Annotated in this window: 1 pseudogene; it reads left to right on the top strand. The window is 64.9% G+C overall.

Features of this window, described 5'->3' with window-relative positions:
- Positions 1-400, top strand: a pseudogene (locus tag AC1DHT_RS29435) (RHS repeat protein); the annotation flags it as partial.

The raw sequence follows: 400 nt of genomic DNA on the forward strand, positions 1-400 counted from the left end.
TGATTCGCCATGACGACCCGGCCGGCACCTTGCACCTGCTGGACCTGAGCCTCGGCGGCGCGCCGCTGCAACAGCGGCGAGATTTTTTGCGAAGCCTTGACCCACCCGACTGGCCGAACAGTGTGACCGAGCGGGATGCCTTGCTCGAATCTGGCGACGGCGCAACCACCTGGAATAGCTACGCGCCCACCGCCGAACCGCTGAGTCAGACCGACRCACTGGGCAATCGTCAAGCCTTCGCCTACACCGTCGCCGGCCAGCTGAAAAACACCCGGCTGACCCTGGCCGGTGACGGAGAGCTCGAGAAGGTTCTGGTGAGCGCGATCCACTACAACCCCTCCGGCCAGGTCGAATCCGAAACCGCGGGCAACGGCGTGATCACCGGTCACCGCTACGATCC

The organism is Pseudomonas sp. 05N432, assembly GCF_056396945.1.